Annotated in this window: 15 protein-coding genes and 2 tRNA genes; 16 read left to right on the forward strand and 1 reads right to left on the reverse strand. The window is 60.3% G+C overall.

Going from position 1 to position 20,259, the window contains the following annotated elements; all coding sequences use genetic code 11:
- Nucleotides 1-11 precede the first annotated feature (11 nt).
- From ACORQU_RS13650 to ACORQU_RS13660, 3 genes are all read left to right on the forward strand, one after another.
- Entirely contained in the window at nt 12-5,201 is a 5,190-nt protein-coding gene (locus ACORQU_RS13650) for a pilus assembly protein (RefSeq protein ID WP_491641653.1), read from the forward strand.
- Complete coding sequence (locus ACORQU_RS13655) at nt 5,198-5,680, forward strand: type IV pilin protein (RefSeq protein WP_491641654.1); 483 nt, start codon at nt 5,198-5,200, stop codon at nt 5,678-5,680. The genes ACORQU_RS13650 and ACORQU_RS13655 overlap by 4 nt, the downstream gene beginning before the upstream one ends.
- Before the next feature lie 66 nt (nt 5,681-5,746).
- Nucleotides 5,747-5,823: transfer RNA gene (locus tag ACORQU_RS13660), tRNA-Asn, on the forward strand.
- A 78-nt stretch (nt 5,824-5,901) separates the two neighbouring features.
- Here the strand turns inward: ACORQU_RS13660 and ACORQU_RS13665 are convergent.
- The gene (locus ACORQU_RS13665; protein ID WP_491641655.1) at nt 5,902-6,453 is read right to left on the reverse strand and encodes a GspH/FimT family pseudopilin; all 552 of its coding nucleotides are present in this window, start codon (nt 6,451-6,453) and stop codon (nt 5,902-5,904) included.
- Between the two features lie 175 nt (nt 6,454-6,628).
- Between ACORQU_RS13665 and uvrB the strand changes: the two genes are divergently transcribed.
- The 13 genes from uvrB (at nt 6,629) to ACORQU_RS13730 (ending at nt 20,205) form a co-directional block, all read left to right on the forward strand.
- The gene (gene uvrB, locus ACORQU_RS13670; protein ID WP_491641656.1) at nt 6,629-8,647 is read left to right on the forward strand and encodes an excinuclease ABC subunit UvrB; all 2,019 of its coding nucleotides are present in this window, start codon (nt 6,629-6,631) and stop codon (nt 8,645-8,647) included.
- Between the two features lie 104 nt (nt 8,648-8,751).
- A tRNA-Val gene (locus ACORQU_RS13675) sits at nt 8,752-8,826 on the forward strand.
- A gap of 229 nt (nt 8,827-9,055) precedes the next feature.
- Nucleotides 9,056-9,325, forward strand: coding sequence for a hypothetical protein (locus ACORQU_RS13680; RefSeq protein ID WP_491641657.1), 270 nt, complete (start codon nt 9,056-9,058; stop codon nt 9,323-9,325).
- A 77-nt stretch (nt 9,326-9,402) separates the two neighbouring features.
- Nucleotides 9,403-11,040: a type IV secretory system conjugative DNA transfer family protein gene (locus tag ACORQU_RS13685; RefSeq protein ID WP_491645131.1), complete on the forward strand. Its 1,638-nt coding sequence runs from the start codon at nt 9,403-9,405 to the stop codon at nt 11,038-11,040.
- Between the two features lie 390 nt (nt 11,041-11,430).
- Nucleotides 11,431-11,850 (forward strand): hypothetical protein, encoded by a 420-nt coding sequence (locus ACORQU_RS13690; protein ID WP_491641658.1) that lies wholly within the window; start codon nt 11,431-11,433, stop codon nt 11,848-11,850.
- A gap of 74 nt (nt 11,851-11,924) precedes the next feature.
- A complete protein-coding gene (locus tag ACORQU_RS13695) occupies nt 11,925-12,830 on the forward strand; it encodes a VirB8 family type IV secretion system protein (protein ID WP_491641659.1) in 906 nt (301 codons plus the stop codon).
- Nucleotides 12,827-13,627 (forward strand): TrbG/VirB9 family P-type conjugative transfer protein, encoded by an 801-nt coding sequence (locus ACORQU_RS13700; RefSeq protein ID WP_491641661.1) that lies wholly within the window; start codon nt 12,827-12,829, stop codon nt 13,625-13,627. Before ACORQU_RS13695 ends, ACORQU_RS13700 begins: the two co-directional genes overlap by 4 nt.
- Nucleotides 13,624-14,847, forward strand: a complete 1,224-nt coding sequence (locus ACORQU_RS13705) for a TrbI/VirB10 family protein (protein ID WP_491641662.1) — start codon at nt 13,624-13,626, stop codon at nt 14,845-14,847. Before ACORQU_RS13700 ends, ACORQU_RS13705 begins: the two co-directional genes overlap by 4 nt.
- Nucleotides 14,848-14,887: 40 nt before the next feature.
- Nucleotides 14,888-15,937: a P-type DNA transfer ATPase VirB11 gene (gene virB11, locus ACORQU_RS13710; RefSeq protein WP_491641663.1), complete on the forward strand. Its 1,050-nt coding sequence runs from the start codon at nt 14,888-14,890 to the stop codon at nt 15,935-15,937.
- A gap of 179 nt (nt 15,938-16,116) precedes the next feature.
- Nucleotides 16,117-16,893 (forward strand): lytic transglycosylase domain-containing protein, encoded by a 777-nt coding sequence (locus tag ACORQU_RS13715; RefSeq protein WP_491641665.1) that lies wholly within the window; start codon nt 16,117-16,119, stop codon nt 16,891-16,893.
- Between the two features lie 77 nt (nt 16,894-16,970).
- Nucleotides 16,971-17,360, forward strand: a complete 390-nt coding sequence (locus ACORQU_RS13720; protein ID WP_491645133.1) for a TrbC/VirB2 family protein — start codon at nt 16,971-16,973, stop codon at nt 17,358-17,360.
- A gap of 8 nt (nt 17,361-17,368) precedes the next feature.
- Nucleotides 17,369-17,677: a VirB3 family type IV secretion system protein gene (locus ACORQU_RS13725; RefSeq protein WP_491641666.1), complete on the forward strand. Its 309-nt coding sequence runs from the start codon at nt 17,369-17,371 to the stop codon at nt 17,675-17,677.
- 56 nt (nt 17,678-17,733) lie between these two features.
- On the forward strand, nt 17,734-20,205 hold the full coding sequence (locus tag ACORQU_RS13730) for a VirB4 family type IV secretion/conjugal transfer ATPase (RefSeq protein WP_491641668.1): 2,472 nt from the start codon (nt 17,734-17,736) through the stop codon (nt 20,203-20,205).
- Nucleotides 20,206-20,259 lie beyond the last annotated feature (54 nt).

Raw genomic sequence — 20,259 nt, forward strand, 5'->3', positions numbered from 1 at the left:
AGGCACACGTCATGCGCATCCGCCATCTCCTGCCTGCGCTGCTGCTGCTCGGATTGCTGGTCTTCGTCGGCAAGGCCCTGACCCAGGCCACGCCCACCCAGCTTCCCGTAGCCCAGGCGCCCTTGTTCACCAAGACTGCATTGCCGCCACTGAACATGCTGGTGATGGGCAAGGACCACAAGATCTACTTCTCGGCTTACAACGATACCTCCGACCTGGATGGCGACGGCATCCTGGACGTCGGTTACCGCGGCTACGTTCTCAAGCCAAACCCCGCCGAAGGCGAGTCAAAGTACAAGATTGATTACTACGGGTACTTCAATTCGTATGTCTGCTATGCCTGGTCCGGCACCACGGGCGAGAGCGCGTCCGGGCAGTTTGTCCCCCAGTCCTACACCGCGGACAAGACCTGTGGCGGCACCTACTGGAGCGGTGACTTCCTCAATTACTTGACCACTTCCCGCATGGATGCCCTGCGCAAGGTGCTCTATGGCGGCTACCGCGCGGTGGATGATGCCGACAAGACAGTGCTGGAGGGTTCGTTCTTCCCGCAGGACGGCCACAGCTGGGGCAAGGAATACCAGAGCATCGACCGCGACGGGTATGACATCCGCAAGTACGCACCGCTTGGACTGCCAAGCTCGGGTAAGTACCATCTGTTTGCGATCACCACCACCCAGGATTTCGCCAGTTCCGGCTACAACGGCCCGCTGTTCCGCGTGCTGCAAAATACATCCACTCGTGTCTACAACTGGCTCTCCATCGAGGCCCCGGTTGCCGGCAATAAATGCTTCAACAGCAGTAACCAGCGTGTGGACTGCACAAGCGCCGGCACACCGCAGGCCTATCCGGGTCATCCCGGTGATCGTGCAGCATTTGATACGATGGAAACTAATTACGCCAAACCAGCGTATCAGTTCGGCAGTGGCGTTATTTCGAGCAGCACGATCAACTGCGCAAGTAACTGCAATCCTTACGGCGCCAACGACAATTTTCTGACCATCATGCAGGGTACTTTCAATACCTTGCAGACTGGCCTATTAGAAACTGGCCGGTACGAATTCGCCGTGGATGGCGATGACGCGGTCGACGTGCAGATCCTTAATGGGAACAATGTTGTTGGTCAGGCTGGCTACTACGGAGGTCATGGCGCCTGCAACTGCCAGAATTATTCAACTGGCATCTTGAATCTGGGTCAGGGCAAAAGCTATACCATCCGCTTCCGAATGGAGGAGGCGGCTGGTGGTGAAGCGTTCTATCTACGTTTCCGGCGTGAACGGACCGCGCTCGGGGGCGGCGGCTGGAGCAACTGGACGATCGTTCCGGTATACAACGGCGGTCCGCTCAACCCGACGGCCGGCTTTGTGGATGGCTCGCTCTCAATCGCCACCTACAATCTGACGCCGTCCACTGATCCTGTAACGCGTCAGGATTACCGGGTGCGCGTGCAGGTCTGCACCAACAATGCCGCCGTGCGGGACGATACGTGCAAGGCGTATCCCAATGGCAACTACAAGCCCACGGGCATCCTGCATGACTACGGCGAAGAGAACCGGATGTATTTCGGTCTGATCACCGGCTCCCAGCCTAACAACATCGAAGGCGGTGTGCTGAGGAGGAATATCGGAAGTTTTTCGGATGAAATTAATCCGACGACGGGGCAGTTCAATAGCGTCGTTGGTATCGCCAAGACCATCAGCAGTCTGCGCATGATTGGTGGCGCCTACGGTGGTAGCGTCACCAACAACTACAACTCGGATACTGCGTTCAACTGGGGCAACGGCAAAGGGAACTGTGGCGGGTCCGCGAACCCGATCAGCAACGGCAACTGCCGCATGTGGGGCAATCCGATTGCGGAGATGTTGTATGAGTCGATGCGCTACTTCGCCGGTGCTTCCACACCGACGCCGCGCTTCGCCAACAGTCCGGCCAGCTCCAATGGAGCTGCGGAAGAGGTCGCAATGGGCCTGCCGAGCCCGAGCTGGGTAGATCCCTATCGCAAGAACGGTGGCTATCCGTTCTGCGCCAAGCCGTATCAGACCATCATTAGCGACATCAATCCGAGTTACGATGGAGACCTACCGGGCAGCGCCTTCAACGCGAACGCAACCACTGGCGATACGCCTTCGACCCTGAAGGCGTTCTCTGCGGCAGCAGAGGGACAGGAGATCTGGAACCAGCAGTTCGGCGGCAGCCGCAATGTGTTCATCGGCGACGTGGGTGGCGTCACCGACGGCGCGCCGACGCCCAAGCTCGCCACCTCGTTTGGCAATATCCGCGGCCTGTCGCCGGAAGAACCAACCAAAAACGGCACGTATTATTCGGCGAGCGTGGCGCGCTATGGTCATGTCAATGACGTCAGTGCCGCAGCGGGTGATCAGAAGATCAACACCTATGCGATTGCATTGGCTTCGCCGCTACCCAAGTTTCAGTTTGGCAACATCACCATCCTGCCGTTCGGCAAGACGGTCAGCGGCACCTTCGGCGGCGACACGCGCAAACCGACCAACACCATCGTGGCGCTGTATATCGAGCAGATCGAAAATCTGAACGGTACAACCAAGGATGACGTCAACGGCGGTCGTCCCTACGCATCTTTCCGCATCAGCTATGAGGATGTGGAGCAGGGTAACGACTTCGATATGGATGCTATCGTGCGCTATGTCGTTACCCAAAATGCCGACAAGACGGTCACCGTCAATCTCACCTCCGAATATGCGGCCGGCAGTGCGAACCAAAACCTGGGTTATGTGATCTCGGGCACAACCAAGGACGGCGTCTATCTGGAGGTGCGTGATTCTGACAGTGCGCAAAACACGTCTGTTTACGCCCTCAATACGCCAGCGGGCGTCGATGCGGGCGGTTGTGCGACGCCCGGGGCGACGGGGACTGCGCCCTGCAATGCGGGTTTGACGCTGAATGCGTCCAGAACCTTTACGCCTTCTGCGACATCGACGGCGGTTCAGTTGCAAGACCCGCTGTGGTATGCCGCAAAATTCGGTGGTTTTGCCGATACCGGAAAAAATGGCGTGATCACGAGTGCGGCGCAATGGGACGCGGACGGTAACGGCACCCCCGATAACTACTTCCTGGTGACCAATCCGCTTTATCTGCGTCCGCAGCTGGAAAAGGCGTTTGACACTATCCAAGCTGACTCAGCGAACAGCGGCTCACTGGCGATTGCCGGTGCGCAGGTGTCGTCCAACTCCTTCGCGGTCTTGCCCTCCTATGCCAGCCCCAATGGCGTCGACTGGATCGGCGACCTCAAGGCATTCCGGCTCACCTCTGCCGGCTTGCTTGGTACGCAGCTCTGGTCGGCGGCTGCGCTCCTTCCGAGCACTTCAGCCGGTGTGGATGCGCGGAAGATCTATACGGCGTTGGCGCCGGTCGCCTCGGCCAACAGGGGAACCGTCGTCAAGGAGTTCCGCGCTACCAACCTCGGATCGTCGCGAGCTGAAGTGCTGGCGCAGCTGGGCTACCCCACCGAAGGGGAATTCAACGTCGACTTCGGTAGCGGCATGTCGGCCGATTCGATCGTGAAATATTTGCGTGGCGACAAGACGGCGCAAGGTACGACCCTCAATTCTGCGCCTTACCGGACGCGCAGCAGCATCATGGGAGACATCATCAACTCCGCGCCGGTGGTCTCAAGCAAACGCTCCGACTTCGGCTGGTCTTCAGCCGGTGGGTTGAGCGCCGCGCAGCGCACGGCTTACACCAGCTACGTGAACGGCAAGGCTTCGAAGCGCGAATATGCCTTCGTAGGCGCCAACGACGGTATGTTGCATGCCTTCAATGATGCGGGTGTCGAATCCTTTGCCTATGTTCCCAACTCGCTGCTGGGACGCACGCGTCTGACCGGGCTCGGTTACCTGGCCAATCGCAGCTATTCACATCGCTACTACGTCGACGGAAAATTGACCGTCGCCGACGCCCTGATGGCCACGACCGGCAATTGGGGAACCGTCCTGGTCGGAGGACTCGGTGCGGGCCAGAAGGGCGCTTTTGGTCTCAACGTGACCAATCCGGATTCGTTCGGTGCCAACGACGTGCTCTGGGAGGTCAACGACAAGAGCAGCACCCCCGCGGTTGCCGCCGATATCGGTCTGGTTATGGGGCAGCCGGTCGTCGTTCCGCTGGATAACGGGAAATGGGTGGCGCTGTTTGGCAATGGGTATAACAGTACCAACGGGGACCCGGTGCTGTTCGTGGTCGACGTGGAATCCGGCGCGGTACTAGCCAGGGTCAAGCCCAACTGGAAGGTCTCGGATCTGCTCAACACCAATGCGATGAACGGGCTGGGCAATATCGCAGTGGCCGACACCAACGGCGATGGCCTGGTGGACAGTGTCTATGGCGGCGATCTGCAGGGCAACGTGTGGAAGTTCGACCTCAGTGGCGCCACAGCGGCGTCCTGGAATGTGGCTTACAGCGGCAATGCCCTGTTCACCGCCAAGGATCCCAGCGGCAATCGCCAGCCGATCACGGGCGGGCTCGAGCTGTCGGTGGGGCCGAACGGCGGCTACATGGTCTATTTCGGGACAGGCCGGTATTTCGCCACGGGGGACAACAACACGACGGATCTGCAGACGGTGTACGGAATCTGGGACAACGGGTCGTCAACGGTCACCGGACGCGGGGTCCTTGCTCAGCAGCAGATTCTGTCGGATGACAACACCACGCCACCGACGCGCAGTGTGTCGAGCAATGCGGTCAATTTCCTTGCGCAGCGGGGCTGGTACATGGATCTGGCGGTCAAGGACACCAACGGAAAGTACGTGCTCACCGGCGAGCGGATGATCGGCAATCCGCGTATCCAGAGCGGCAAGATCTATTTCCCGACCTACATTCCCAGCGTCGGTTCGGACTGTGTGCCAGGCGGCACCAACTGGCTCTACGGGCTGAATCCGCTCTCCGGCGCGGCCGCGCTTGGCCAAGTGGCGGTCGCACCTGACAATACGCCCGTGGGAAGCGGCAGCACCGGCGGTGTGTCGTCGGGGAGTGGTGCGCCCAGCCAGGGAGTAGGCGTGACCCAGCCCAGCCCAACGTTGCCCACCTACTGCAACCCGGCCGATCCTGACTGCGTCCCTGATTCGCCAACGGGCACATGCAGCGAGGTGGTGGTCGATCCAATCAATCCGACCCAGTCGCTGACTATCCAGCGCGTCTGTGGAAGGCAGTCCTGGAGACAATTGCGATGAAAGTGCGACACCAAGTAGCGACTGGCGAGATCCGTACTGTCACTGGGGAGGGGCGGCAACTAGGCCGCGAGAAGGGCTTCACCTTGGTCGAGCTCATGATCGTCGTTGCGGTTGTGGCCATTCTCGCCGCTATCGCGTATCCCTCCTACCAGAACCAGGTGCGTAAGTCGCGACGCGCGCAGGCCAAGGCGGATCTGGTGGAATCGGCGCAGATTCTCGAGCGATATCACACAGTCAACAACTCGTATGGCACCAGCATGGCGGCGGTCAATGGGCTGACAAACCAATCTCCCAGAACGGGGACCGCGCAATACACCATCGCCATCTCTAACCAGGCGGCGAACACCTACACGCTCACCGCCACACCGACCACGACGCAGGGCCAGAACAAGGACAGCTGCGGCACGCTGACCCTGAACCAGGCTGGCGCGCGTGGTTCGGGCGCGAGCGGGACGGCCAACAACCCGGATTGCTTCTGACCGCGATTCGCCGATGCAATCGGACGGTTGCCGAACATCTGGCGACCGTCTACAATTTGCGCCCCCGCCCGAATAGCTCAGCCGGTTAGAGCACTTGACTGTTAATCAGGGGGTCGTTGGTTCGAGTCCAACTTCGGGCGCCAGATTCAGGAAAAGGCCTGCGGCAATGCAGGCCTTTTTTTGTGCGGCTTGTCCCGGACCGGACGGGACCTGTTTCGACCTCAATCCGCGCACGCCCCGTCATCCGGCGCGCGCTCGACCCTGGCGCGTCCGCTGCGATTGACGATCACGGCCGCGCGGGTAGTGCTGCCCTGGCACAGGCGAATTGTGAGGTTGCTGCCCGCCGCACTGCCATTGGCCAGGAAGGTGGCGCGCGGTCTGCCGCTGGTGGAGACGATTCGAAGGTCGGCATCGCGAGGGGCATGTTCTACGCGAAGAATCTCATCCGGAAGATCGGGCTGACGATTGCCGTCCGGGTCGTAGAACATCATCCAGCCTTGCGTCCAGTCGCTATCGGCGCGGCAGCCTTTCTGGCCGTCGTACGGGCACACCACGGTCGGGGTGTGGTAGCTGATCGCCGTGCTCCGGGCGGACGCCATGAACGATGTAATCAGATTAGTCGTGGCGCTTTCCCGCTGTCGCTGGAGTAGGCCGTGATAGGAAGGGATGGCAACGGCGACCCCGAGGCTGACCAGGGTCACAACGATGCTGGCTTCCAGGAGCGTAAAGCCTCGGCAGCGAGTGTGCTTTGCGGCGCGGCGGGTTCTGTTCATCGGGCAATCCTTTGTCCGTGGTGGTGTGAATGAGTGTGGCCGGCAGGCCCAGCGCGGGGCATCGGCAGCCTCCGTGCCTGGCTGTCGGACAGGCCGCATCTAGGGGTAGGAAATCCCTGCATCCGGGCCTCACCTGGCCCGGGTCTATACTTTTCGCTCGTGCAAGGCAGGTCCCATGACTGAACGTTTCCAGCTCGTTTCCCCGTACTCCCCCGCGGGCGACCAGCCCGCGGCCATCGACCGGCTGACCGAGAATTTCGAGTCCGGCTTGGCCAAGCAGACCCTGCTGGGCGTGACCGGCTCGGGCAAGACCTACACCATCGCCAACGTGGTCGAGCGCATCCAGAAGCCGACCCTGGTCATGGCGCCCAACAAGACCCTGGCCGCGCAGCTCTACGGCGAGTTTAAGTCGTTCTTCCCGCACAACGCGGTGGAGTACTTCGTCAGCTACTACGACTACTACCAGCCGGAGGCCTACGTGGCGGCCTCGGACACGTTCATCGAGAAGGACAGCTCGATCAACGAGCACATCGAGCAGATGCGCCTGGCGGCGACCAAGACCCTGCTGTCTCGGCGTGATGCGCTGGTGGTGGCCACCGTCTCGGCGATCTACGGCCTGGGCGCGCCGGAAGACTATCTCTCCCTGCGCCTAATCCTGTCCAAGGGCGAGCACATCGATCAGCGCCAGCTGATCCGCCACCTGACCGACCTGCAGTACACGCGTAACGAGTACGAACTGCAGCGCGGCGCCTTCCGCGTGCGCGGCGAGGTGATCGACGTGCATCCGGCAGAAAACGACGTGGAGGCGCTGCGGATCGAGCTGTTCGATGGCGAGGTCGAGCAGCTGACCCTGTTCGATCCGTTGACCGGCGAGACCCTGCGCAAGGTGCCGCGCTTCACGATCTACCCCAAGACGCACTACGCCACCACGCGCGAGCGCACCCTGAGCGCCGTGGACAGCATCAAGCTGGAACTGAAGGAGCGGCTGGACCAGCTCTACGCCCAGAACAAGCTGGTCGAAGCCCAGCGCCTAGCCCAGCGCACCCAGTTCGATTTGGAGATGATGGCCGAGGTCGGGTTCTGTTCAGGCATCGAGAACTATTCGCGGCACCTGACCGGCAAGGGGCCGGGCGAGCCGCCGCCGACGCTGTTCGACTACCTGCCCGCCGATGCGCTGCTGGTCATCGACGAGTCGCATGTGACCATTCCGCAGATCGGCGCGATGTATAAGGGCGACCGCTCGCGCAAGGAAACGCTGGTGGAGTTCGGGTTCCGCCTGCCGTCCGCGCTGGACAACCGCCCGCTGCGCTTCGAGGAGTGGGAGGCGCGTTCGCCTCGCAGCATCTATGTCTCGGCCACGCCGGGTCCTTACGAACTGCGTGAATCCGATGGCGAGATCACCGAACTGGTGGTGCGCCCGACCGGCCTGACCGACCCCGAGGTCGAAATCCGGCCGGTCGGCACCCAGGTCGACGACTTGCTGTCGCAGATCACCGAGCGGATCGGCTGGGGCGATCGGGTCCTGGTCACCACGCTGACCAAGCGCATGGCCGAGAACCTGACCGAGTACCTGGGCGAGCACGGCGTCAAGGTGCGCTACCTGCACTCGGATATCGACACGGTCGAACGCGTGGAGATCATCCGCGACCTGCGCCTGGGCAAGTTCGATGTGCTGGTCGGCATCAACCTGCTGCGCGAGGGCCTGGACATGCCGGAGGTGTCACTGGTGGCGATCCTGGATGCGGACAAGGAGGGCTTCCTGCGCTCGACCGGCTCGCTGATCCAGACCATCGGCCGCGCTGCGCGCAACCTGCGCGGCAAGGCGATTCTCTATGCCGACCGGCTCACACCGTCCATGAAGGCCGCGATCGAGGAGACCGACCGCCGCCGGCAGAAGCAGGAGGAGTACAACATCGAGCACGGCATCGTGCCCAAGTCGGTGGCACGCCCGATCATGGACATCATGGAAGGCGCGCGCGACGCGGCCAACGACGAGACCCCCAAGCGCGGCAAGGGGCGCAGGGTCGCAGAGCCGGCCGAGAACTACGGCGCGTTGAGTCAGTCGCAGATCGCCGCAAAGCTCAAGGAACTGGAGACCCGGATGTACCAGCACGCCCGCGACCTGGAGTTCGAGGACGCCGCCCGGTTGCGCGATGAGATCGGCAAGCTCAAGGCCGTGAGCCTCTCGGTCTAGGGGTAAGGCGGCCACGGCAGAAAATTCGAACGGGCCCGTTCCCGTCCGGCGGAAGGGGTGGTATGATGCGCGCCCTCCCAACGAGGGCGCAATTCGATTGCGACGGGCGGTTAGCTCAGCGGTAGAGCACTACCTTGACATGGTAGGGGTCACAGGTTCGAACCCTGTACCGCCCACCACCTTTCCCTTGGCGGGGCAGGTGGGACAAGAAAAGCCGGGCATTGCCCGGCTTTTTTGCGTCTGGATTTGGGCAAGACGGTCTTGGTGCGGAGCGCGAAGAGATGGCCGTTTCGAAGCGGCCGGCTGCGGAGTATGGGCAGTTCCCCTTCCGGTCTGCCGCATCAAGGTGGCCGGCGCGCACCCGGATGGCTTAGGATCGTGTCGTCGCACCGGTGAAGGAACGCCAGGGTGGAATACCGCCACACGATTCTGCAGAAGCATGGCTATCAGGTTGTCGCCCTGACACGCGACGCGGACCCCGCCTATGCCCCCGACGAAGTGATCGGGTACGCCGTGGTCACCGACTCCGGCGCCAAGCTGCGCGACGAGCCTTCGCTCGAAGAGGCGCGGCTCTACATGGAGCAATTGCTCGAGGATCTGCAACCGGAGCGCGCAGATGACGCGCGTCCAAGCCGACGCCGCTCCGTGCGTCCCAAGCGCTCAGGTCCCACCCGCTGACTGCTGCGCCGGCCCGCCCGGGTCGGTTTCAAGGAGGAAATCGCTTGACCAAGGGGAAACTCGTCTTCGCTGGCGTCCTGACTGTTCTGGCGCTGGCCGCAGGGCTCTATCTGTCCGGCTACGCCACCATGCTCCTGATCAAGGTCAGGGCGCCGCTGCACTGGAATACCTATCTCCAGTACGTGCAGGCGCTGGGTGATGCGCGTTATCAACCCTATGTCGGCAGGATCAAGGCCGGTGGCTACATTGGCTTTGGCGGCGTCTTGCTCGTCTACGCGCTGACGCTTGTGCTTGTATTCAAGCCGAAGAAAAAATCCCTCCACGGCGATGCACGCTTTGCCACCGCTGGGGACCTCGCCAAGCACGACATGCTCAAGCCGTCGGCCAACGGGATCATCGTGGGCAAGTTCGGCGGCAAGCTGGTGCGGTTGCCGGGGCAGCAGTTCGTAATCCTGGCCGCGCCGACCCGGTCGGGCAAGGGCGTGGGCGTGGTCATTCCCAACCTGCTCGAGTATGCCGAGTCGGTGGTGGTGCTGGACATCAAGCAGGAGAATTTCGATCTCACCAGCGGTTGGCGCAAGTCGCAAGGGCAGGAGGTCTTTCTCTTCAATCCTTTCGCCGAGGACCGTCGCACACACCGTTGGAATCCGCTGACCTACGTTTCCTCCGATCCCGCGTTCCGCGTCTCGGACCTGATGAGCATCGCCGCGATGCTCTATCCCGACGGCGCCGAGGACCAGAAATTCTGGGTCAGCCAGGCACGCAATGCCTTCATGGCCTTCGCGCTGTTCCTGTTCGAGAACCGCGACGACGAGCTGGCCACGGGATTCCCGTTCTCCTCCGGTGCGCCGACGCTGGGACGCATCTATCGTCTTTCGTCCGGCGATGGGACCGAACTGAAGGCTTATCTGCGGGGGCTCGCAGGCCGCAAGTTCCTGAGCGACAACGCGCGCTCGGCGTTCTCCAATCTTCTCTCCCAGGCTGACGAGACGTTCGCCTCGATCATGGGTACGCTCAAGGAGCCGCTCAACGCCTGGATCAATCCCGTGCTGGATGCGGCGACCTCGGCGGACGATTTCCTGCTCACCGATCTGCGCAAGAAGAAGATGAGCATCTACATCGGCATCCAGCCCAACAAGCTGGCCGAGAGCCGGCTGATCATCAATCTTTTCTTCAGCCAGATCATCAATCTCAATACCCGTGAACTGCCGCAGAGCAATCCGGAACTGAAGTATCAATGCCTCCTGCTGATGGACGAGTTCACCGCCATCGGCAAGGTCGACATCATCGCCACCGCGGTGTCCTACATGGCCGGCTACAACATCCGCCTGCTGCCCATCATCCAGTCGATGGCGCAACTGGACGCCACCTATGGCAAGGATGTTTCGCGCACGATCATCACCAATCATGCGCTGCAGATCCTCTATGCCCCGCGCGAGCAGCAGGATGCAAATGACTACTCCGAGATGCTGGGCTACACCACCTACAAGCGACGCAACATCACGCGCGGGCGCGACACCACGCGCAGCATCTCAGAGGAGCGGCGCGCACTGATGCTGCCGCAGGAACTCAAGGCCATGGGGTTTGACGCCGAGGTCTTCATGTACGAAGGCATCCCGCATCCGGTGAAGTGCGAGAAGATCAAGTACTACAAGGATCGCCACTTCACCGCGCGCCTGAAAGAGAAGGTGCAGGTCACGCCCATCTCTGTTTAGTGTGACTTTCATCTCAAAATGGGTCGAATTAAGCAGTGTCGTGCCGAGATAAGTGCACGCTGAACGCTTGACCGCTTCGCCAGGCGCACGTTAGCTTTACTCAACAGGGGGCGCCTGGATCGCGGTCCTATCCAGGGACGAGCCCGTCGGCAAGATGCGCCGGTGAGCTGAAGGCAAGGAGGCTGCAAGGATGTTGGGGAATTCTTCGTTATGGCGCGGCGCAATGCCGGCCACCGTGCATCCGCACCTTCGTCGCGCACGTCCACTTCCCGTTCTTGTTCAAGCGCACCGCCTGTGCGCTCGCTCGCAGTCATTCGTTGTGCCTGACCTGAATGCAGGCCGGGCTTTCATGTCTTTGAAATATCCGGCCTGGAACAGGAGTACACGCGGGTGAGTCGTCGGAACGCCATCAGAATTTCATTTCCGCTGGCTTTGATCAGCATCGTGCTTGCCGGCTGCGGGACCACGCCTGCGCCTGATTACCGTGGGAAGTGGCGGCCGCTCAACGCATATGCTGAGGCGCCCATCGAGGTGCCGCTGGCAAATGCCTATGTGTTTCAGGCATCGCCAATGGACGGCACGCTTAAGACGATGCTGACCCGCTGGGCGAAAGACAGTGGCATGACTTTGGATTACCGGTTCGGCTCGGATTTCACGCTCTTCAGTCCTGTTGGAAAGATCGACACCACAGATGTCCGTGATGCCGCAGCGCAGTTGACGAGCGCATATAAGCCGCACGGGATCATAGTGACGGTCACGGGTAGCCGGATCATCGTATCGGCATCATCCGCGCCAGAGTCAACGTCGTAAAGCGCACTCTCATCAAGCGGTGACGTAAGGCATCGCCCCCATGATCGTTTCTCGCAAAAAGCACGGCGCCACGAATGATGTTCAGAAAGAAACAAGAAACGCCCAAGGTCAATGCGGCGATCCAGAAGGCGGTGAGCTACGAGCTCACAATCGCCGACATGGCAAAGCGAAGCGAGCGGCGTGCCTGGCAGGTGGCGACAGGGGCTTCCTTATTGGCCCTATTGCTTGCCTTCGGATACTTTGCGCTCCTTCCTCTTAAGGAGAAGACGCCTTTCCTTGTGCTGGTTGATCCATACTCGGGAAATGTGCAGACAAGTCGGCTGGTGCCCAGTGTCCTAGATAAGGCGATCACGGGCGGGGAAGCGATCTCTCGTGCGAACGTCCAGCGCTTCGTGCTGGCCAGGGAGTCCTACGACTGGAGTACGCTCAATGGACGCTACGGTGACTGGCAAGCCGCCTATCTCATGGCCAGTCCAGATGTTGGTCTGCAGTTCCGCCAGGAATATGCGCTTAAGAACCCAGAAAGTCCCGTCAACCTCTATGGCAAGCTGAAGGCGGTTCGTGTGCAGCTGTTGAGTACGACGATGAATGGGTCGGGCAGGGGGGGGGCCACCGGCATGGCCACCGTTCGGTTCCAGCGATCGATTCTTGACAAGAGTACCGGCGCGCTTAGCTTTTTGGACAACAAGCTGGCGACTCTGACGTTCAAATACAACAACAATTTGAAGCTCGATGATGACCAGAGGATCGTCAACCCGCTTGGGTTCCAGGTCATGAGCTACAAGGTCGACAACGACTTCGTGGCTTCACCTCCGTCGGCAACCGCCGTAACGACAGAGCCCGATGCGCTGACCAGTGGCGCTGCACGCCGTGTTAATCCCGATGCGGCAGCGCCGGCCGCGGAAGTGTCGTCAGGGACTGATGCGGGTAGTCAGCCGGTTGAGCGTCTGCCTGCTCCAGCTTATGGAGAAGCGAAGTGATTAAGTTCAAAGCCGGTGCAGTGTTATTGCTGGGGCTGCTCGCACTCCCCTGTCATCAGGCCCTCGCGGTGGATGCGCAGCCAGTTATTGACAGGTATCAGTATGTCGATGACGGGATTTACCAGATCCGTGCAGGCCTGGGCATCACGACTCAGATCGAGCTCGATCCCAATGAGAAAATCCTTGACTACAGCACCGGATTTTCAAGTGGCTGGGAACTGACGCGTCGTGGCAACGTGTTCTATCTGAAGCCAAAGAACGTGGACGTGGACACCAACATGATGGTGCGCACGGAAACCCACTCCTATATCTTTGAGCTGAAAGTTGTGGCGACGGACTGGCGCTCGCTGGCTCAGGCGAAGGCCGCAGGCGTCCAGTACAAGGTGACTTTCAATTACCCGGCTGATACCGAGTTTTCCAAAGCGCAGGACGCGCAACAGTCGACCGAGTCTGCGCCTGGTGCACCGTCGGTGCCGGCTCAGCTCGATACCAGCATCGAGAAGAATCGTCGCTATTACTATGACTACTCGTACGCGACTCGATCCAAGGCGCAGTGGCTGATTCCGACGAATGTCTATGACGACGGGCAATTCACCTACGTCAAGCTCAACAGCGGCGTCAGCTTCCCTACTGGAAACTTTCCCACCATATACGGCCGCCAGAAGGAGCACGGGGAAGACTTCATCGTCAACACGACAGTCGAGCAGAACACCATCGTGGTGCATGGAACATATCCCTATCTGGTCTTGCGTCACGGGGACAACGTTGTTGGGCTGCGAAGGAATCAGCAGAAATGAGCCAGAACAATCAGCCAGGGAGTGGAACTCCGGAAAGCGAACACGGGAGTGCTGGTCACAATCCCTATTACGGACGTGTAGACGACGGCAGCGCTGATCTCGATGCAGCAGCACCCCAGTTGCGTGATGAGGAGTCGCAGCGCGTCAATCGCAAGGCGTTGATCTTCCTGGCTGCCATCGTCGTGCTCGTGGTTCTGATGGGCTTGATGCTACTGACCAAAATGCGCGCCGACGATGCGCCGCAGGCCAAGGCGCCTCGCGAAGAGAAGCCGTTCGTTCCAGATGCGCCCAGCAAGATTCCGGCGCCGCCGCTGCCTGGCGATGAGCAGACCGCTGCCGCGCCCCCCGTTCCCCTGGAGCAGCCAATGGCGCCGCTGCCTCCTCCCGTGCCGATGGCGCGCCAGGATGACCGTCCGCGCGGGCCCAGCCTGATGGACCGCCGGATCAGTGCCGCTGGCGGGGTGGTAGGGGGCAGCGCCGGAAGCGATGGCGGGGATCCTGCGATCGCGGCCGCCTATGCGCGTCGCGACCAAATGAATCAGGCCCAGCAGCAGCTGCAGAACAGGGGCATGGGCGCCAATGGTGAGCCTGCGGAGCTGCAACAGGCGCCGACGACGCTGGCATCCTATCTGCGCAAGCCCGATACGTTGCTGCTGCGTGGCGCATATCTCAGGTGCGTGCTTGAGACGCACATCGTGACTGACGTTCCCGGGTTCACTTCCTGCGTACTGACCGAGCCGGTGTATTCGGTCAATGGCAAACGCCTGCTGCTGCCGAAGGGTTCGAAGCTTTCCGGAACCTATGGTGGTGCGGTCAATGGTCCCCGGGTCGCGGTGGTATGGGACCGGATCACGACGCCGACAGGTCTGGATGTGACCATGTCGAGTCCCGGTGTCGACAACCTCGGGGGCGCCGGCCATCCGGGTGACTACAACGCGCACTGGGCCAGCCGCATCGCGTCATCGTTGATGATCAGCCTGCTAGCCGATGCCTTCAAGTACGCGGCTGCCGAGAACGGCCCCCAAACGAACACCGTGACCGCCAGCGGCACGATCGTGTCCGAGCCCTATGAAAGTGCGACGGCCCGGACCATGGAGCGTCTGGCCAACCGCGCGGCCGATGAGGCAATGAACCGGCCACCGACGGTCACGATCAACCAAGGCACAGTGCTGAATGTCTATGTCGCTCGTGACGTCGACTTTTCTGCCGTCCTGCAGTAGTCCCTGCTTCCTGCGGATACAAAGGCAATCCTGATAATTTATGTTGATCGGTATCGACGACGGCCCCATTGCGGATATCTCGGATGACTTTCTGAGCTATCAGTACGACGTGCTGGGCATTCGTCAGTACATGAACTCCAACGAAGTTACCGAGATCTGTGTGAACCGTCCCGGCGAACTCTACTTGGAGGGGCACGGCGGCTGGCGCCGGGTCGAGCTTCCTGACCTGACCTTCGAGCGCGCGCGCCAGTTCTGTACGGCGGTGGTCAACGAAAGTAATACCGGTCAGCGCATCACCGACGCAGATCCGGTGGTGTCGCTGACCTTTCCCACAGGGCAGCGCGCACAGTTCGTCATTCCGCCAGCGTGCGACCCTGGGAAGGTGTCCATCACCATCCGTCTGCCCTCCCACCAGTCGCGCACGCTCGATCAGTACGACAGGGAGGGTTTCTTTGCTCAGATCCTGGAGAGTGCTGGCGAGCTCACGCCGCACGACCACGAACTGCTGGAGCTGCGGAAGCAGCGCAATTACGCCGAGTTCTTCCGCAAGGCGGTTTTGTACAAGAAGAACGTTGTCGTGGCAGGCGCTACTGGCAGCGGCAAGACGACCTTCATGAAGGCGCTGGTAAACCATATACCGCACGAAGAGCGGCTGGTCACGATCGAGGATGCGCGCGAGCTGTTCATTGATCAGCCCAACGTTGTGCACCTGCTGTACTCCAAGGGGGGGCAGAGCACCAGCAATGTCACCGCAAAGAGTTGCATGGAGGCCTGCCTGCGTATGAAGCCTGATCGCATCATCCTGGCCGAACTGCGCGGCGATGAATCCTTCTACTTTATTCGCAACTGCGCTTCAGGCCATCCCGGTTCGATCACAAGCTGTCATGCAGGCAATATTAGCCAGACGTGGGACCAGTTGGCCCTGATGGTGAAGGCGTCCTCAGAAGGGTCGGGCCTGGAGTTCAGCGTGATCAAGCGCCTGCTGATGATGACGATCGACATCGTGGTGCACATCAAGGCACATGCCGGGGGGCGCTTTATTACCGGGATTGATTTTGCGCCCAACCGGGTTTTTGACGAAAGAAATTAGAGGTCTGTCACGCGATCTCGGTTGCTTTGGCGTTCTGTTTCGGCGGTGGATGGGCGCGAATTGACAAGGCGTTTGCCGCTGGCCGATGATTTCGACCATGGTCTTAGTGAATGAGGCCGTGCCGAATCTGAACGTCCTATTGCTGTTCTGTTTCGACCTGTCATGCAAGGGAGATGCACATGGTCCTGCTCACGGACATGATGCAGTGCCAAAATCTATCGGTTCCTATGGACGTCATGCGCCACGTGGTGCAGGTCGAGTCGTCCGCCAATCCGTATGCAATTGGTGTGGTTGGCGGACGTCTGGTGCGGCAGCCTCAGACCCTTGCTGAGGCCGTGTCAACGGCGGAAATGCTGGAAAGCCGGGGCTATAACTTCTCTGTTGGCCTGTCCCAGGTCAACCGATACAACCTGCGCAAGTACGGAATCAACTCCTATGCGCAGGCCTTCGACGGCTGCACCAACCTGCAGGTCGGCTCGAAGATCCTGTCCGAGTGCCAGGTTCGCGCGAAGGGGGACTGGGGTAGCGCATTCAGCTGCTACTACTCTGGAAACTTTACGACCGGTTTCGAGCACGGCTACGTGCAGAAGATCTATTCTTCGATGGCCGCCCAGCAGGCGGTTGCCAGACAGCGCTCCGATGCCATCCCGCTCGCGCCACAGACGACTCGTGCCGCGGCGGGCACCGTTGATGCAGAGCAGGAGCGAAGGGAGCGGCGCGGTCGTGGTGTTGCGGTAGCTGACGCGCTGGTGGCCTCAGCTGGCTCGATATTGGCAGCACGCGGCAGGCAGGATGTTCCTGCACGGCAGCCTGATCCGGGGATAGAGCCGGTGATGTTGAACGCGACGCCTTCCGCAGGTCCAAGTGCGAACCATGCTGGTTTCAATCCGGAGGTTGCTGCAGCGCCTGCAGCGGAGTCGGATGGCGGTAGCGAAGATAAGGCGTTTGTGTTTTAGCGTCTGTTTTGAAGTTGGATCAAATACTCGGGGGAAATCCCCCGACACCCGAGGAAAAAGGAGAGTTGAACGTGAAAATGAAATCGGATTCGATGCTGGCCCATAACGCGACCCTTGCGGTCAAGAACCTGATGGCGGCGATGTTCTTCGTGGCCCTACTGACCGTTCCGGCGTTTGCCCAGGAGTACGACGCGACGGAGGACAAGGTTTGCGGCTTCCTGAGTAATTTCCGCGGGCTGCTGACCGTGGCATCGATTGCGGTCGTAACGATTGCCGTGATCTTCGCCGGTTACCAAATCGCGTTCGCGCACAAGCGCATCGGCGATGTGGCACCGATCCTGATTGGCGGTCTGTTGATCGGCGCGGCTGGCCAGATTGCCGCCATGATCATGCCCGACAATGCGGCTGACCAGTGCGATACGACGACCACCATGCTCACCACTCTGTCCAATGCCTATTTCGCATAGGAGCTGACTTGAAAAAGAACGTCATGTTTCGCGGATGCACGCGACCTGCGATGTTCATGGGCGTGCCGTATGTCCCGTTCTTCATCGGGGCTGGCGGCACGCTGCTTTTCGCGATGTATAGCGGGAATCTTCTGTTCCTGCTGGCTCTGCCGGTTGTGATTTTTGTCATGCGACAGATGGCGCGGCGTGACGAAATGATCTTCCGGCTGCTCGGGCTTCGCCTGCAGTTCCGTCTGCGCGTGCGGAATGTCCGGGAAAACGGTGGTCTTTGGGTTTTCTCGCCTAATCCCTATCGAAAGAAGCCCGCCGAAAAGTAGGTCGTTCCTTGGAAGCCGCTCCGCTACGCCGGAACCCTGTTCGAACCGAGTGTCATATGTTCAGCCCCGATTCTCCCGTTTCTGAATTCATCCCTTACTCCAGTCACGTGGCGCCGTCCGTGATCAAGACCGTGGGTGGGGATTACATGCTGATTTGGCACCTGGAAGGGCTGCCGTTCGTTGGTCGTGAGGAGTGGGAGCTTGAGCACAAGCACAACACGTTCAACCGGATGCTACAGACCCTGCGGGCACCGGACTTCGTCAATGTGGCGTTCTGGGTGCATGATGTCCGCAGGCGTGGCCGGGTCAATACCCACAGCAAGTTTAAGCATCGCTTCAACCAGGAAATGTCCGATGCGTATTACGGGCAGCTCTCGGCCCAGAAGATCATGCAGAACGAGCTGTATCTGACCCTGATTTACCGTCCGGTCGTGGGCGGCAAGGCGTTCGTCGAGAAGACCTCCGATACCTCGCGGCTGCAGGTCATGCAAGACCAGGCCGTTGCCAAGGTCCTAGAGCTGGCCGGCAATGTGGAGGCTGTGCTCAAGGACTATTCGCCATACCGGCTCGGCATGTATGAGGCGGCCAATGGCGTAGTGTTCTCCGAGTCACTGGAGTTCCTGGGCTATCTGCTCAATCGGGTCAACGAGCCCGTGCCCGTGCTTTCGGCTCCGGCCAACGAATACCTGCCGGTGAGCCGGCATGCATTTTCTTCGAAGACCGGTGACTTCCTGCTCACAACGCCCAATGGCGCCAGTCATTACGGGGCAATCCTGAACATCAAGGAGTACCCGGATGGTACCTACCCGGGCGTCTTGAACGGGCTGAAATACCTCGACTTCGAATACGTCATCACCCATTCCTTCAGCCCGATGGGGCGCCAGGATGCGCTGCGGATACTGGATCGCACAAAGGGCATGATGATTTCATCGGGCGACAAGGCGGTCAGCCAGATCGTCGAACTGGACTATGCGATGGATCAGCTCTCATCTGGCAACTTCGTGCTTGGTGAATACCATTTCATCATCGCCCTGTACGCTGACAGTCAAGCGCAGTTGCAGCAACACATCGCGACGGCGCGTGCGGAGCTCTCCAATGCGGGCTTTGTGTCGGCCAAGGAGGATCTCGCGATCACGGCCTCATTCTATTCCCAGCTTCCGGCCAACTGGAAGTTCCGCACCCGTCAGGCGAACGTCAGCTCGCTCAATTTCCTGGGCCTGTCGCCGCTGCACAACTTTGCCACCGGCAAGCGTGAGAACAATCCCTGGGGTGAATGCGTCACCACGATGCAGACCACCAACGGGCAGCCCTACTACTTCAACTTCCACGCCACCCATCCGGCCGAGAATTCGCTGGGCGAGAAAGCGATCGCCAACACGATGGTGATCGGTAAATCCGGTACCGGCAAGACCGCGCTGATCAACTTCTTGCTCAGCCAGGTGCAGAAGTTCGAGCCCTCGCCGACGATCTTCTTCTTCGACAAGGATCGTGGTGCGGAAATCTTCGTGCGCGCCTGTGGTGGAAATTACTTGGCCCTTGAGAATGGCAGACCTACGGGCTTCAACCCGTTTCAGTGCGAGCGCAATGAGGCTAACGTCCAGTTTCTGGCCGACTTGATCAAGGTCCTGGCGGGCAAGCGCAGCTACACCGCGCGCGAAGAGGAGGACATCTTCCGTGCCGTGGAGAACATGCTCGATACGCCGCCGCGTCTGCGCAGCATGACCAATTTCCAGAAGAGTCTGCCCAATATGGGCGATGACGGGCTGTACGCGCGGATTCGCAAGTGGACGGCCGGCAACTCGCTCGGCTGGGTCTTCGACAACCCCGAAGACACAATCAATCTGCAGAAGGCCAACATCATTGGCTTCGACTACACCGACATCATCGACAACCCCGAGGTCAGGGCGCCGGTCATCAACTATCTCCTGCATCGTCTGGAGGAACTGATCGACGGCCGCCCACTGATCTACGTCATGGACGAGTTCTGGAAAATCCTCGATGGCGCCGGCGGACTGAAGGAGTTCGCGAAGAACAAGCAAAAGACGATCCGTAAGCAGAACGGCTTGGGAATTTTCGCCACGCAGAGTCCAGAGGATGCGCTGAGCAGCGATATTTCCGCGGCGCTGATCGAGCAGACTGCGACCCTGATCTTGTTACCGAATCCGAGTGCCAGTCGCGAGGACTACATGGAAGGCCTCAAGCTGACCGAGGCGGAGTATCAGGTGGTCGTCAGCCTGGATGAGCGATCACGTTGCTTCCTGGTCAAACAGGGTCACGGCTCGGTGGTGTGCCAGCTCAACCTGCGCGGTCTGGATGATGCGCTGTCGGTGATCTCGGCCTCGACCGACAATATTGAGATCATGCACCAGGTGCTGGAAGACCGGGCCGCCTTTTATGAGGTTCCGCAGGATAGCCTCACGCCTGAGCAGTGGCTGGACGTGTTCTACGAGAACCGCAAGGGGTCGGGAAAGGGAGGGTCCAGGCCGTCGGACGCCAGGATGGGTTCCGGCACCAGAATGGTGTCCTGAATGAAATTCACGAGTGATGGACATGCTGCTGGATGCTCGGGGCATCCCCGTAGG

Source organism: Pseudoxanthomonas sp. JC1303, from assembly GCF_058448525.1.